We start from the raw sequence: 14,720 nt of genomic DNA, 5'->3' as shown, positions 1-14,720 counted from the left end.
CGAAAGCCGGCGGGATAACAAGAACGATAAGGGGAACCCGCAATGATGCGACATCCACACGTCTGGATGGGCCTCCTGTTGTGGTCGATTTTCAGCCAGGCCAACGCCGCCTGGACTGTGAATATGGCGCCTGGAGCGACTGAAATCAGTCACGCAGTATTCGACCTGCACATGACCATTTTCTGGATCTGTGTGGTGATCGGGATCATCGTCTTCGGCGCCATGTTCTGGTCGATGATGGTGCACCGCCGTTCTACCGGGCAGGTCGCCGCAAAATTCCACGAAAGCACCGGCGTCGAAATCATGTGGACCGTCGTGCCGCTGCTGATTCTGGTGGCCATGGCCGTTCCCGCCACCGCGACGCTGATCAAGATGTACGACACCAGTGAGCCGGACATCGATATCCAGGTCACCGGTTATCAGTGGAAGTGGCACTACAAATACCTGGGCCAGGACGTCGAGTTCTTCAGCAACCTGGCCACTCCCGCCGAGCAGATCCACAACAAGGAAGCCAAGGGCGAGCACTACTTGCTTGAGGTCGACAAGCCATTGGTGCTGCCGACCGGGGCCAAGGTGCGCTTCCTCGTGACCTCCGCCGACGTTATCCACTCCTGGTGGGTGCCGGCGTTTGCGGTCAAACGCGATGCGATCCCGGGGTTCGTCAATGAGGCCTGGACGCGTGTCGACAAGCCCGGGCTTTACCGTGGCCAGTGCGCCGAACTGTGTGGCAAGGATCACGGTTTCATGCCGATCGTGGTCGAGGTCAAAGAGAAGGCCGACTACGACAAGTGGCTGGCCGAGCGCAAAGCCGAGGCCGCGCAGCTTAAAGAGCTGACCAGCAAGGATTGGACCCTCGACGAACTCAAGGAGCGCGGCGACAAGGTTTATCACACCACCTGCGTTGCCTGTCACCAGGCCGAAGGCCAAGGCCTGCCGCCGATGTTCCCGGCGCTCAAGGGCTCGAAAATTGCCACCGGCCCGATCAAGGATCACTTGAGCATTGTCTTCCACGGCAAACCCGGCACCGCCATGGCGGCGTTCGGCAAACAGCTGTCGGAAGTCGATATCGCAGCGGTCGTGACCTACGAACGTAACGCCTGGGGCAACAACAAGGGCGACATGGTCACGCCAAAAGAAGTGCTGGAGCTGAAACAGGCGGAAAGCAAATGAGCCGGTCTATCGCGTACCTCGTGAACCGGCCGGGGCAGCGCGCCCCGGCCCGCCCCGCCCACTCACGTAAAGGAGACCGGCCATGAGCGCTGTCATCGATGACCACGGTCACGCCGACCACGCCCACGGCCCCGCCAAAGGCCTGATGCGCTGGGTGCTGACCACCAACCACAAGGACATCGGCACGCTGTACCTGTGGTTTGCGTTTTTGATGTTCCTGCTTGGCGGCTCGTTCGCCATGGTGATCCGCGCCGAGTTGTTCCAGCCCGGTTTGCAGATCGTCGAACCGGCGTTCTTCAACCAGATGACCACCATGCACGGTCTGGTGATGGTCTTCGGTGCAGTGATGCCGGCATTCGTCGGCCTCGCCAACTGGATGATCCCGTTGATGGTCGGCGCGCCGGACATGGCCCTGCCCCGGATGAACAACTTCAGCTTCTGGCTGCTGCCGGCGGCGTTTCTGCTGCTGGTGTCGACCCTGTTCACCCCCGGTGGCGGGCCGAATTTCGGCTGGACCTTCTACGCGCCGCTGTCGACGACCTATGCGCCGGAAAGCGTGACCTTCTTCATCTTCGCCATCCACCTGATGGGGATCAGTTCGATCATGGGCGCGATCAACGTGATCGCGACCATCCTCAACCTGCGCGCCCCCGGCATGACCCTGATGAAAATGCCGCTGTTCGTCTGGACCTGGCTAATCACCGCGTTCCTACTGATTGCGGTGATGCCGGTGCTGGCCGGGTGCGTGACGATGATGCTGATGGACATCCACTTCGGCACCAGTTTCTTCAGTGCTGCCGGTGGCGGTGACCCGGTGCTGTTCCAGCATGTGTTCTGGTTCTTCGGCCACCCCGAGGTGTACATCATGATCCTGCCGGCGTTCGGCGCGGTCAGCCAGATCATCCCGACCTTCGCGCGCAAACCGCTGTTCGGCTACACCTCGATGGTCTACGCCACGGCGAGCATCGCGTTCCTGTCGTTCATCGTCTGGGCGCACCACATGTTCGTGGTCGGCATTCCGCTGGTCGGCGAGCTGTTCTTCATGTACGCGACGATGCTCATCGCGGTGCCGACCGGGGTCAAGGTGTTCAACTGGGCCAGCACCATGTGGCAAGGCTCGATGACCTTCGAGACGCCGATGCTGTTTGCCGTGGCGTTCGTGATCCTGTTTTCCATCGGTGGTTTTTCCGGATTGATGTTGGCCATCGCCCCGGCGGACTTCCAGTATCAGGACACCTACTTTGTGGTCGCGCACTTCCACTATGTGCTGGTGCCGGGGGCGATCTTCGGCATCTTCGCCTCGGCCTATTACTGGCTGCCGAAATGGACCGGGCACATGTACGACGAAACCCTCGGCAAGCTGCATTTCTGGCTGTCGTTCGTCGGCATGAACCTGACCTTTTTCCCGATGCACTTCGTGGGACTGGCGGGGATGCCGCGACGGATTCCGGACTACAACCTGCAGTTCGCCGACTTCAACATGGTTTCGTCGATTGGCGCGTTCATGTTCGGTGCCACGCAGATCTTCTTCCTGTTCATCGTGATCAAGACCATTCGGGGTGGCGAGCCTGCACCGGCCAAGCCTTGGGATGGTGCGGAAGGTCTGGAGTGGAGCGTGCCGTCGCCGGCGCCGTATCACACCTTCACCACACCGCCGGAAGTGAAATGAAACGCCTGACTTTTGTAGGAGTGAGCCTGCTCGCGATGGCGGTGTGTCAGGCACACCGCGGTGGACCCATCGCGAGCAGGCTCACTCCTACAGGGTTTAGTGGGGAGGCATGAACCATGGCTGACTCGATCTCGATGAAAAAACTCGTCACCCGCCTGCTCGGGGTCGTGGTGGCGATGTTTGTGTTCGGCTTTGCCCTGGTGCCGATCTACGACGTGATGTGCAAAGCCTTCGGCATCAACGGCAAGACCGGTGGGCAGTACGAGGGTGAGCAAGTGGTCGATACTTCGCGCCAGGTACGCGTGCAGTTTCTGTCGACCAACACCGCCGATATGCCGTGGGACTTCTACCCCAAGCATGACGAACTCACCGCCAACCCTGGCGCCGTCAACGAGATGATCTTCATCGCACGAAATCCCACCGACAAACCGATGAGTGCGCAAGCCGTGCCGAGCATCGCGCCGAGCAACGCCGCGGCGTATTTCCACAAGACCGAATGCTTTTGTTTTACCCAGCAGGTGCTGCAGCCCGGTCAGCAGATCGAGATGCCGGTGCGCTTCATTGTTGACCGCGACATGCCCAAGGATGTGAAGCACCTGACGCTGTCCTACACGCTGTTCGATATCACCGCCCGACATCCGCCGGTGGCTGTAAACACTGGCGGTTGAGCGTGCCCGATAAGGAGAACAATAAATGGCAACTCATGAGCATTATTTCGTTCCGGCCCAGAGCAAATGGCCGATCATTGCCACGGTCGGGATGTTCGTCACCGTGTACGGCCTCGCGACTTGGTTCAACGATCTGAAGGCTGCACGCCCGGAATCCCACGGCCCGCTGATCTTTTTCGTCGGTGGCCTGCTGGTGGCATACATGCTGTTCGGCTGGTTCGGCACGGTGATCAAGGAAAGCCGCGCGGGACTTTACAGCGCACAACTGGATCGCTCGTTTCGCTGGGGCATGAGCTGGTTCATCTTCTCCGAGGTGATGTTCTTCGTCGCCTTCTTCGGTGCGCTGTTTTACGTACGACACATTTCCGGCCCGGCGCTCGGCGGCGAAGGGCCGAAAGGCATCGCCCACATGCTCTGGCCGAACTTCCAGTTCACCTGGCCGCTGCTGCACACGCCGGACCCGAAACTGTTCCCGCCGCCCAAAGAAGTGATCAGCCCGTGGGGCCTGCCGCTGATCAACACGATTCTGCTGGTCAGCTCCAGCGTAACCATCACCATCGCCCACCATGCGCTGAAGAAAGGCCATCGCGGTGCGCTGAAAATCTGGCTGGCGATCACCGTGCTGCTCGGCTGCGCGTTTCTCGGTTTCCAGGCTGAGGAGTACATCCACGCCTATCACGAACTGGGCCTGACCCTCGGTTCGGGCATTTATGGCGCGACGTTCTTCATGCTCACCGGTTTCCACGGCGCCCACGTGACCATCGGCACAATCATTCTGTTTGTGATGCTGATGCGGATCATGAAGGGTCACTTCGATAACGAGCACCAGTTCGGCTTCGAAGCGGCGAGCTGGTATTGGCACTTCGTCGACGTGGTGTGGATCGGCCTCTTTATCTTCGTTTACGTACTCTGAGGATCAGCATTACCAAGGCGCGTGCGACACCAGTTGGCCGCTGTAAAAACCCCAGGCGATCAAGCCGACGGTGGCAGCGGCCAATGCCACCCGAACACTCAAGGCGATGACCAGGCGATTCGAGCTGCTGTCGTCCTTGACCAGGAAAAACAGGCCGCTGAACAGGCTGATCACCGTGGCAATCAGCATCAGGATGATCGCTGTTTTGAGCATGGGAAGAACTCCGGGGGACAGGCGATGCAGTTGAGTATAGCGAGCGCAACGACTGACTTTGTGGCGCAGCCATGAAGCGCTTTCGCCCGGGCGTGATTCCGACCGTGGTGGTGGCGTTGTTGCTGCCGCTGCTGGTGTCGCTGGGCTTCTGGCAACTGAGCCGGGGCGCCGAGAAAACCGCCCTGCTCGCCAGTTACGCCGAACGCCGCGCGGCCGAACCGATGGCCAGCGGCGAGTTGCTGAGCAGCGCCGATCCGGCCTATCGCCGTGTGCATCTGCACGGCCAGTTCGATGCCGCGCACAGTTTGCTGCTGGATAACCGCCAACGTAACGGCAAGGTCGGTGTCGAGTTGCTGCAACCGTTTCAGGATCAACGCAGCGGTTTGTGGCTGCTGGTCAATCGCGGCTGGTTGCCGTGGCCGGATCGCCGCGTACCGCCGCAATTTTCCACACCGGCAGAGGCCCTGAATGTCGATGCCTGGGTCTACGTCGCTCCCGGCGCGACTTTCCAGTTGCACGCCGACCCGGTCAGCAGTACTTGGCCGCAAACCATCACCGCCGTCGACCCGGCCAAGCTGTGGAAAACCCTGGAACGCGACGGCTTCGCCTACGAACTACGCGCCGAGCCGGGCCCGGCCAGCTACGAGGCCGATTGGCCGGTGGTTGCCATGGGCCCGGAAAAACACCTCGGTTATGCCGTGCAGTGGTTCGCCATGGCCACCGCCCTGCTCGGTCTCTACATCTATTTGGGCTTGCACAACGCAAAGGAGAAACACCATGGGAACGGCCATGAATCCACCCAGCATGTCTGAGGCGAAACCTGCTGCCAGCCGCCGTCGCGGGCGCATTCAGTTGTTGCTGATTGTGCTCGGCGTGGTCGGCCCGATGCTGCTCGCCACCGGCATGTACAAATTGCAGTTCTGGGTGCCCGAAGGTCGCAGCTATCACGGCGAACTGATCGGCAACGGCCAGACCCGCGCCGACCTCGGCGTGCAAGCCGATGAACAACGCTGGCAGATGCTGGTCACCGCGCCGAAGGATTGCGCGGTGGATTGCCAGCAACTGGTGTATCTGGCGCGGCAGATCCAGATCGGTCTTGGTCGCGAGGCCGGGCGCGCCAGCCATGCCCTCGCCGTGGCGCAACCGGTGAGCGCCGATTACGAGGCCAAACTCACTCGCGAATATCCACAGCTGCAACGCTATCCGCTGGATGCTGGCGTGTTCAGCAAGACCACTGGCGACAAGGCCACTCCGCAGCTGTGGATCATCGACCCGCACGGCAACCTCGTGCTGCGCTACGAGCCGAATGTGAAAGGCAAGGATCTGCTCAACGACCTGCGTCACCTGCTGAAACTGTCGAACATCGGATAAGGGCATCGTCATGGCCAAACCTGGATTTCGCCTCGCGCTGTTTGCCACCCTGCTGGCACTGATTGTGGTGCTGCTCGGCGCCTATACGCGCCTGACCCACGCCGGTCTCGGTTGCCCCGACTGGCCGGGCTGCTACGGTTTTATCAGCGTGCCGAAAAGCGAAGCGCAACTGGCCCATGCCGAACTGCATTACCCCGACTCGCCGGTGGAGGCGCACAAGGGCTGGAACGAAATGATCCACCGCTACTTCGCCGGCACCCTCGGCCTGCTGATTTCGATTCTCGCCGGACGCGCGTGGGTCAACCGTCGTCATCCGGGGCAGCCGTTGAAGCTGCCGCTATTTCTGCTGGCGGTGGTGTTCGCGCAAGCGGCGTTCGGCATGTGGACGGTGACGCTCAAGCTCTGGCCACAAGTGGTCACCGGACATTTGCTCGGCGGCTTTGCGACGTTGAGTCTGCTGTTTTTGCTGACGTTGCGATTGTCCGGTGTGCTGCCGGCGCTGACCGTGCCCAAGCGTTTGCAGTATTGGGCAACGGCGGGATTATTGTTGGTGATCGGCCAGATCGCGCTGGGTGGCTGGGTCAGTTCCAACTATGCGGCAGTGGCGTGCATCGATTTTCCGACCTGCCACGGGCAATGGTTGCCGCCAGCGGATTTCGCCAATGGCTTTCACCTGACCCAACACATCGGCCCGAACTATCTCGGCGGGCAACTCGACAGTGATGCACGCACGGCGATTCACCTGACTCATCGTATTGGCGCTTTGCTGGTGACGTTGGTTTTGCTCGGCTTGGCCTGGCAACTAAAAGTGGTCGGCATGACGCGGCTGGCCGGGCTGGTATTGATCGCCCTCACCGCACAAATCACCCTCGGCATCAGCAATGTCTTGTTCCATCTGCCGCTGCCAGTGGCGGTCGCGCATAACGCTGGCGGTGCCGCGCTATTGCTGACCATGGTGCTGGTCAACTATCACGCGCGCACCAGTCTGGTCCGAGTCAAACAACCGGTGCTCGCACGCTGGCGCCTGAGCCCGCGCAAACACTCTGCCGCGCCCATCACAATAAAAGGAGAAACGCCGTGGCGATTCTGATTGGCGAACGTCCGCATCAGGCGATCTGGCGTGATTATCTGGAACTGACCAAACCGAAAGTCGTGGTGCTGATGCTGATCACCTCGCTGGTCGGCATGTTCCTCGCGACCCGCGCCGGGGTGCCGTGGACGGTGCTGGTGTTCGGCAATCTGGGGATTGCCCTGTGTGCCGGCGGTGCGGCGGCGGTCAATCATGTGGTCGATCGGCGCATCGATGCGGTGATGGCGCGTACGCATAAACGGCCGCTGGCTGAAGGACGGGTTTCGCCGGCGGCGGCGCTGACTTTTGCGCTGGTGCTGGCGCTGCTCGGTCAGGCCTTGTTGCTGACATTCACCAATCCGCTGACGGCGTGGCTGACGCTGGCTTCGCTGCTCGGATACGCAGTGATCTACACCGGGTTTCTCAAACGCGCGACGCCGCAAAACATCGTTATCGGTGGCCTCGCCGGTGCTGCGCCACCGCTGCTGGGCTGGACGGCTGCAACTGGCCACGTCAGCGCCGAACCGTTGCTGCTGGTGCTGATCATCTTCGCCTGGACGCCGCCGCACTTCTGGGCGCTGGCGATCCATCGCAAAGAGGAATACGCCAAGGCCGACATCCCGATGCTGCCGGTTACCCACGGCGAGCACTACACCAAAGTGCATATTCTGCTTTATACCTTCGCGCTGCTGGCGGTGAGCCTGCTGCCGTACGTGATCCACATGAGCGGCGTGCTCTACCTGATTTGCGCGCTCGCTCTCGGCGCAAGGTTTCTGCAATGGGCCGTGGTGCTGTACCGTGGCACTCGGCCGCACGCGGCGATCAACACCTTCAAGTACTCTATTTGGTACTTGTTTCTGCTGTTCATCGCCCTGCTCGTAGACCACTACTTACTGTTGAACCTATGACTCGAACCCAGAAAACCGTCTTCATCCTCGTCGCCGTGATCGCGCTGATCCTGGGGCTTACCGTCAACAAAGTGCTGAGCGGCAAGGGCCAGGGCGACCCGACTGCGCTGATCGATGCCGGCATCATTCTGCTGCCGCAGAGCCGTAATTTGCCGGACGTGACGATGACCGATCAGGACGGCAAACCGGTGGCAATCAACGATCTGAAAGGTAAGTGGAGTCTGTTGTTCTTCGGCTACACCTTCTGCCCGGACATCTGCCCGACCACATTGGCGCAGTTGCGGCAGATCAAGAGTGAATTGCCAAAAGACGCTGTGGACAAGTTGCAGATCGTGCTGGTCAGCGTTGACCCGAACCGCGATAACCCGAAGCAGTTGAAGCAGTATCTGGGCTACTTTGATCCACAGTTTGTTGGCCTGACACCGACCTCGATTGAAGAGCTGCAGAAGGTGGCGAATGCGGTGAGTATTCCGTTTATTCCGGCGGATACCAGTAAGCCGAATTACACCGTCGACCATAGCGGCAATCTGGCGGTGATTGGCCCGGATGGCACCCAGCGTGGGTTTATTCGGGCACCGTTGAACAACGCCAAATTGGTGGCGCAACTCCCGGTCATGCTTAACCGCAAGTAATCTTTTAAACGCAACAGTCCCTCACCCTAGCCCTCTCCCAGAGGGAGAGGGGACTGAATGGGGGATATTGGGGAGCCACACCGAATTGAACGTCCTGCATTGAATCTATAATCGCCAAGACCTTTCAGGTCGATGTGCTGTGCCGAATCCATAATCGACTGGATCTTTCAGGTCGATGTAGAACGCAAGACACCTCGGTCGGCCCCCTCTCCCTCCGGGAGAGGGCTGGGGTGAGGGGTCGCTTCACAACAGCTCCAAAGCCAAGCATCAGACAAAAAAAGGGGCGCATATAAATGCGCCCCTTTTTCATTGCAGCAACCCGAATCAGAACGCCGGCAGCACCGCGCCTTTGTACTTCTCGGTGATGAATTGCTTCACTTCCGGGCTGTGCAGCGCAGCAGCGAGTTTCTTCATCGCGTCGCTGTCCTTGTTGTCCGCGCGGGACACGAGGATGTTCACGTACGGCGAGTCGTTGCCTTCGATCACCAGCGCATCCTTGGACGGATCGAGCTTGGCTTCCAGCGCGTAGTTGGTGTTGATCAGCGCCAGATCAACCTGGGTCAGCACGCGCGGGATGGTCGCGGCTTCCAGTTCACGGATCTTCAGGTCTTTCGGGTTGGTCGCGATGTCTTTGACGGTCGACAGGATGTTGGTCGGATCCTTCAGCGTGATCACGCCAGCCTTGGCCAGCAGCAACAGCGCACGGCCGCCGTTGGTGGCGTCGTTCGGGATCACCACGTTGGCACCGCTTGGCAGATCCTTCAGATCCTTGAGCTTGCTCGAGTAAGCGCCCAGCGGCTCCAGGTGCACACCAGTCACGGCGACCAGGTTGGTGCCCTTGGCCTTGTTGAACTCATCGAGGTACGGCTGGTGCTGGAAGAAGTTGGCGTCCAGACGCTTTTCGGCGACCTGTACGTTCGGCTGAATGTAGTCGGTGAAGACCTTGACCTTCAGATCCACGCCTTCTTTGGCCAGCGCCGGCTTCACGAACTCGAGGATTTCCGCGTGCGGCACCGGAGTGGCAGCCACGGTCAGGGTTTCGGCGTGGGCCGAGAATGCCGCAACGGCAGCGAAAGCAGCGATCAGTTTTTTCATTCAGCTAACTCCTTATGAGGCGCCCGTCTGGCGCCTGCCAGCGAATGGCCGGCTCATCTCTTGATTACAAAACCGCTTATTTGCGCGAGAAATGCACGACCAGTCGATCACCGACCATCTGCAGCACTTGCACCAGAATCAACAGCAACACCACGGTGACGATCATCACGTCAGTCTGGAAACGCTGGTAACCGAAACGGATCGCCAGGTCACCCAGACCACCGGCGCCGACCACACCGGCCATTGCCGTGTAGGACACCAGTGTAATCGCCGTCACCGTAATCGCCGCGAAAATGCCCGGACGGGCTTCCGGCAACAAAGCGTTCATGATGATCTGCCGCGTGGTCGCGCCCATCGACTGGGTCGCTTCGATGATGCCGCGATCGACTTCACGCAGCGCGGTTTCCACCAGACGCGCGAAGAACGGTGTTGCACCGACGACCAACGGCGGAATCGCACCGGCCACGCCCAGCGACGTGCCAGTGATCAGCACGGTGAACGGGATCATCACGATCAACAGAATGATGAACGGCAGCGAACGCAGGATGTTCACCGCCAGCGACATGAACGCATAGAGGCCGCGATTTTCCAGCAACTGACGCGGGCTGCAGAGGAACAGCAACACGCCCAGCGGCAGGCCGAGCAACACGGTGAACAGTAGCGAACCGCCAAGCATCAGCATGGTGTCGCCGGTGGCCAGCCAGATTTCGTACCAATCGATGTTGGTGAAGAAACTGATCAGGTCTTCCATTAGCGCAATACCTCCATGTGAACGTCAGCGGCGGTGAAGCGGGCGAAAGCCGCTTCCATGTCGCCACCGGTGACGGCGAGGGTCAATTGCCCGTACGGAATGTCTTTGATGCGGTCGATACGACCGGCAAGGATGCTGTAGTCGACGCCGGTTTCCCGGGCGACGGTACCGAGCAACGGCGCGTAGGTCGCTTCGCCCTGGAAGGTCAGACGCACAATGCGCCCCGGCACGTGAGCGAAGTCATCGCGCTGCTCGCTTTCGTCGATCTGCTCGCTTTCCTGAACAAAGCGCTTGGTGGTCGGGTGCTTGGGATGCAGGAACACATCAGCCACCGAACCTTGCTCGACGATCACGCCGGCATCCATCACCGCCACTTGATCGCAGACGCGACGGATCACATCCATCTCGTGGGTGATCAGGACGATGGTCAGCTTCAGTTCGCGGTTGATCTCGGCCAGCAATTGCAGAACCGACGCGGTGGTCTGCGGGTCGAGGGCACTGGTGGCCTCGTCGCACAGCAGAATCTTCGGCTTGGTTGCCAGGGCGCGGGCAATGCCGACGCGCTGCTTCTGGCCACCGGACAATTGCGCCGGGTACTTCTTGGCGTGGTCAGACAGACCGACCCGCGCCAGCAACTCGGCAACACGCTTGTCGATGTCGCTGCCCGACAGTTCGCCGGCCAGGGTCAGCGGCAACGCTACGTTGTCGGCCACGGTTTTGGAGGCGAGCAGGTTGAAGTGCTGGAAGATCATCCCGACTTGCTGACGGAAACGGCGCAGGCCGTTGGCGTCCAGCGCGGTGACTTCTTCGCCGTCGACGATGATCTTGCCGCCGCTGGAGTCTTCCAGGCGATTGATCAGACGCAGCAGGGTACTTTTGCCCGCGCCGGAATGGCCGATCAGGCCGAACACCTGCCCGTTCTCGATAGAGAGACTGGTCGGGTGCAGCGCGGGAATATCCTTACCGGCGACGCGGTAAGTCTTGTGGACGTTTTGAAACTCGATCACGTAGCGAACCTTGTGGGGCGCGTTAGAAAAGGATCAGCGGTTAGCCGGGCGCGCATTTTAGCCTGTCCGTATAGAGGTTCTTAGCATTTATTTCGCAATTAACCTTCGATTTGGCAATAACAAGATCAAAGGTCATAAAAAAGGAACGTCCAAAGCAGCCCATCAGTCACTAAGTAAGCGACTTGAAAACCCTGGGTGCCGTGCCCGGGAACCACTCAAGAGTCCCCGGCAAGCATCGGGGTCAACCGAGGAGTTTACGACTGATGAGCAAGAAGCCTACGACAGATAAAAGCCAGATGGCCGGAACCGATACCCCGGATCGCGCCAACACCAACGCCAAACTCGACAGCCTGGAAAAGTTTCGCTCCGACGCCACCGGCCAGGCACTGCGCACCAACCAAGGCGTGAAGATCGCCGACAACCAAAACACCCTCAAGGCGGGCCCGCGCGGGCCGTCGCTGCTTGAAGACTTCATCATGCGGGAAAAGATCACGCATTTTGACCATGAACGCATCCCGGAGCGCATCGTCCACGCGCGCGGCACTGGCGCCCATGGTTTCTTTCAGGCCTACGAGAACCATTCGACGCTGACCAAGGCCGGCTTCCTACAGGACCCAGGGAAAAAGACCCCGGTGTTCGTGCGCTTTTCCACGGTGCAGGGGCCGCGCGGTTCCGGTGACACCGTACGAGACGTGCGCGGTTTCGCCGTGAAGTTCTTTACCGATGAAGGCAACTTCGATCTGGTCGGCAACAACATGCCGGTGTTTTTCATTCAGGACGCGATCAAGTTTCCCGACTTCGTCCACGCGGTGAAACCCGAGCCGCACAATGAAATCCCTACCGGCGGCTCGGCCCACGATACCTTCTGGGACTTCGTCTCACTGGTGCCGGAATCGGCGCACATGGTCATCTGGGCGATGTCCGACCGGGCGATCCCGAAAAGCCTGCGCAGCATGCAGGGCTTCGGCGTGCACACCTTCCGGTTGATCAACGCTGAAGGCAAATCACGCTTCGTCAAATTCCACTGGCGCCCTACCGCCGGCACTTGCTCGCTGGTCTGGGACGAGGCGCAGAAGCTTGCCGGTAAAGACACCGACTACCACCGTCGCGACCTCTGGGAAGCGATCGAGATGGGCGACTACCCGGAATGGGAGTTGGGCGTGCAGGTCATCGAGGAAGAAAACGAGCATGACTTCGATTTCGACATCCTCGATCCGACCAAACTGATCCCAGAAGAAATCGTGCCGATCACGCCGCTGGGCAAAATGACCTTGAACCGTAACCCGGACAATTTCTTTGCCGAGACCGAGCAGGTTGCGTTCTGCCCTGGCCACATCGTGCCGGGCATCGACTTCTCCAACGACCCGTTGCTGCAAGGTCGGCTGTTTTCCTACACCGACACGCAAATCAGCCGACTCGGTGGGCCGAACTTTCATGAGCTGCCGATCAACCGCCCGGTGGCGCCGTTCCATAACGGTCAGCGCGATGCGCAGCACCGCACGGTGATCGACAAGGGCCGCGCCTCTTACGAGCCGAACTCGATTGATGGCGGCTGGCCAAAAGAAACGCCGCCGGCCGCGCAGGACGGTGGGTTCGAGAGTTATCCGGAACGCATCGATGCGAACAAGATCCGCCAGCGCAGCGAGTCGTTCAGCGATCACTTTTCCCAGGCGACGCTGTTCTTCAACAGCATGAGCGACCACGAGAAAGAGCACATCATTGCCGCCTACAGCTTCGAGCTGGGCAAGGTTGAGCGCGAGTTCATCCGTGCGCGGGAAGTGAACGAGATTCTGGCCAACATCGATCTGGAACTGGCCAAGCGTGTGGCGGCTAATCTGGGTCTGCCTGCGCCTACCAAAGGCACGGTGGATGCGCGCAAGGTGTCTTTCGATCACTCGCCGTCATTGAGTCAGGCTAACTTGCTGCCAGAAAATATCAAAACCCGAAAAGTGGCGATTCTTGCTGCCAACGGCGTCGATGGTGCGGCGATTGATGCGATGAAGAAGGCATTGGCCGCTGAAGGTGCGCATGCCAAGTTGCTCGGCCCAACTTCAGCGCCGGTGAAGACCGCTGACGGCAAAATGTTGCCAGTGGATGCTTCGATGGAAGGCATGCCGTCGGTGATCTTTGACGCGGTGTTCGTGCCGGGTGGCGCGGCGTCGGTCAAGGCGTTGAGCGGCGACGGCGTGGCGTTGCACTACGTGCTGGAGGCGTACAAGCACTTAAAGGCGATTGCGTTGCACGGCGATGCCAAGCAGTTGCAGGATTTGCTGAAACTGGAAGCGGATGCTGGATTACTGCAGGGCAAGGATGTGCCGGCGTTGACCAAGCCGTTCTTTACGGCGATCGGGCAGCATCGGGTTTGGGATCGCGAGCCTAAGGCCAAAGCCATTCCGGCTTAAGGATTTTGCTGACTGGCAGGACGCTATCGCGAGCAGGCTCACTCCTACAGGAGATCTTCGGTGAACACAGAATGGGTGTCACACCGAGATCAAATGTAGGAGTGAGCCTGCTCGCGATGCTTTTTAAGGTTTACGCGGGCTCAGAACCATCTGTGCCGGTACGGTGCGCACAATCTGCTTCTCGATCTTCAGCTCAAAATCCGGGTTGAGCTTTTTGACCCGCTTGGTCAGCAACGTCGACAACCATGGATAGTCATTCGTCCGTGGTGCCTGAATGGTCACTCCACACTCGTAATTCACCACGTCAGCGGCGATCGCATCCAGTTGCCGGCGAAGTTTGCGGCTATCGGTGATATTCAGCGCCACCGTGGTGCTCTCGGCGGTCGGATCGATCACCTTGGCTTTCGGCTTGGCTTCGGCGGCCAGCAGTGCAGCTTCAGCCTTCTCCAGCTCAGCCTTGCGCGCTTCAGTGATGGCGCCATTCACGCCACCGGTCAGCGCCGGTGCTTTCGGCATCAACGCACGGGCACGGCTCAACGCTGTGGCGGCGGCATTCACATCCCCCTTCTGCAGCACGATCTGGCTGCGACGCAGATACGCCTCGGCCAATTGCCGCTGGTATTGCTCAAGGGATGCGTCGTTTGGGGTTTCTTTCTGCAAAGCAGCCAATTGGTCTTCGGCAGTGGCCAGTTCGCTGCTGGCCAGGTTTTGCTCCAGCTGTGCGATGGCCGTAGCCCGCGCATCGGGGACTTCAGCCACCGGCGGCGTGCTTTGGCAGGCGCCCAGTAGCACTGAAAATGCGACAAGGAGCAGATAACGGGAGGCGAACGGCTTCATTCCTGCGACTCTCTA

At 59.9% G+C, this 14,720-nt stretch carries 15 protein-coding genes; 10 read left to right on the top strand and 5 right to left on the bottom strand.

The genetic code is table 11. The features are described from left to right. Positions 1-42: 42 nt before the first annotated feature. The 4 genes from coxB to CQ009_RS02620 all read left to right on the top strand — a co-directional run bounded on the left by coxB (position 43) and on the right by CQ009_RS02620 (position 4,420). Positions 43-1,170, top strand: coding sequence for a cytochrome c oxidase subunit II (gene coxB / locus CQ009_RS02635; protein ID WP_105704781.1), 1,128 nt, complete (start codon positions 43-45; stop codon positions 1,168-1,170). An 82-nt stretch (positions 1,171-1,252) separates the two neighbouring features. Beyond that, positions 1,253-2,839, top strand: a complete 1,587-nt coding sequence (gene ctaD, locus CQ009_RS02630) for a cytochrome c oxidase subunit I (RefSeq protein ID WP_064389745.1) — start codon at positions 1,253-1,255, stop codon at positions 2,837-2,839. A 116-nt stretch (positions 2,840-2,955) separates the two neighbouring features. Beyond that, complete coding sequence (locus tag CQ009_RS02625) at positions 2,956-3,507, top strand: cytochrome c oxidase assembly protein (RefSeq protein ID WP_064389744.1); 552 nt, start codon at positions 2,956-2,958, stop codon at positions 3,505-3,507. A 25-nt stretch (positions 3,508-3,532) separates the two neighbouring features. Next, positions 3,533-4,420, top strand: coding sequence for a cytochrome c oxidase subunit 3 (locus CQ009_RS02620; protein WP_064389743.1), 888 nt, complete (start codon positions 3,533-3,535; stop codon positions 4,418-4,420). Positions 4,421-4,429: 9 nt separating this feature from the next. Here the strand turns inward: CQ009_RS02620 and CQ009_RS02615 are convergent, their stop codons facing one another. Then, positions 4,430-4,633 carry a twin transmembrane helix small protein gene (locus CQ009_RS02615; RefSeq protein WP_105704780.1) on the bottom strand — a complete coding sequence of 68 codons (204 nt, stop codon included), beginning with the start codon at positions 4,631-4,633 and terminating at the stop codon, positions 4,430-4,432. A gap of 71 nt (positions 4,634-4,704) precedes the next feature. Between CQ009_RS02615 and CQ009_RS02610 the strand changes: the two genes are divergently transcribed. From CQ009_RS02610 to CQ009_RS02590, 5 genes are read left to right on the top strand one after another with little or no spacing between them, the layout of a single operon-like run. Beyond that, positions 4,705-5,445, top strand: coding sequence for an SURF1 family protein (locus CQ009_RS02610; RefSeq protein ID WP_105704779.1), 741 nt, complete (start codon positions 4,705-4,707; stop codon positions 5,443-5,445). Continuing rightward, on the top strand, positions 5,411-6,004 hold the full coding sequence (locus CQ009_RS02605) for a hypothetical protein (RefSeq protein WP_095119897.1): 594 nt from the start codon (positions 5,411-5,413) through the stop codon (positions 6,002-6,004). Before CQ009_RS02610 ends, CQ009_RS02605 begins: the two co-directional genes overlap by 35 nt. 10 nt (positions 6,005-6,014) lie before the next feature. Beyond that, entirely contained in the window at positions 6,015-7,094 is a 1,080-nt protein-coding gene (locus CQ009_RS02600) for a heme A synthase (RefSeq protein WP_105704778.1), read from the top strand. Continuing rightward, positions 7,082-7,981: a heme o synthase gene (cyoE, locus tag CQ009_RS02595; RefSeq protein ID WP_038365028.1), complete on the top strand. Its 900-nt coding sequence runs from the start codon at positions 7,082-7,084 to the stop codon at positions 7,979-7,981. The genes CQ009_RS02600 and cyoE overlap by 13 nt, the downstream gene beginning before the upstream one ends. Next, positions 7,978-8,613: an SCO family protein gene (locus tag CQ009_RS02590; protein ID WP_105704777.1), complete on the top strand. Its 636-nt coding sequence runs from the start codon at positions 7,978-7,980 to the stop codon at positions 8,611-8,613. The genes cyoE and CQ009_RS02590 overlap by 4 nt, the downstream gene beginning before the upstream one ends. A 324-nt stretch (positions 8,614-8,937) precedes the next feature. Here the strand turns inward: CQ009_RS02590 and CQ009_RS02585 are convergent, their stop codons facing one another. The 3 genes from CQ009_RS02585 to CQ009_RS02575 all read right to left on the bottom strand — a co-directional run bounded on the left by CQ009_RS02585 (position 8,938) and on the right by CQ009_RS02575 (position 11,466). Then, positions 8,938-9,708 (bottom strand): MetQ/NlpA family ABC transporter substrate-binding protein, encoded by a 771-nt coding sequence (locus CQ009_RS02585; protein ID WP_034152245.1) that lies wholly within the window; start codon positions 9,706-9,708, stop codon positions 8,938-8,940. 76 nt (positions 9,709-9,784) lie between these two features. After that, on the bottom strand, positions 9,785-10,459 hold the full coding sequence (locus CQ009_RS02580; RefSeq protein ID WP_016986455.1) for a methionine ABC transporter permease: 675 nt from the start codon (positions 10,457-10,459) through the stop codon (positions 9,785-9,787). Further along, positions 10,459-11,466 carry a methionine ABC transporter ATP-binding protein gene (locus CQ009_RS02575; protein WP_064389737.1) on the bottom strand — a complete coding sequence of 336 codons (1,008 nt, stop codon included), beginning with the start codon at positions 11,464-11,466 and terminating at the stop codon, positions 10,459-10,461. The genes CQ009_RS02580 and CQ009_RS02575 overlap by 1 nt, the downstream gene beginning before the upstream one ends. A gap of 260 nt (positions 11,467-11,726) precedes the next feature. Between CQ009_RS02575 and katE the strand changes: the two genes are divergently transcribed. Further along, on the top strand, positions 11,727-13,868 hold the full coding sequence (katE, locus tag CQ009_RS02570) for a catalase HPII (RefSeq protein ID WP_105704809.1): 2,142 nt from the start codon (positions 11,727-11,729) through the stop codon (positions 13,866-13,868). 123 nt (positions 13,869-13,991) lie between these two features. Here katE and CQ009_RS02565 read toward each other — a convergent pair whose 3' ends face one another. Continuing rightward, complete coding sequence (locus CQ009_RS02565; RefSeq protein ID WP_105704776.1) at positions 13,992-14,705, bottom strand: PA5502 family lipoprotein; 714 nt, start codon at positions 14,703-14,705, stop codon at positions 13,992-13,994. Positions 14,706-14,720 lie beyond the last annotated feature (15 nt).

The organism is Pseudomonas sp. MYb2 (assembly GCF_002979955.1).
Classification (GTDB): Bacteria; Pseudomonadota; Gammaproteobacteria; order Pseudomonadales; family Pseudomonadaceae; genus Aquipseudomonas.
The sequence above is the reverse complement of the archived record's forward strand: the minus strand, read 5'-3'. Positions and strand labels throughout refer to the sequence as shown.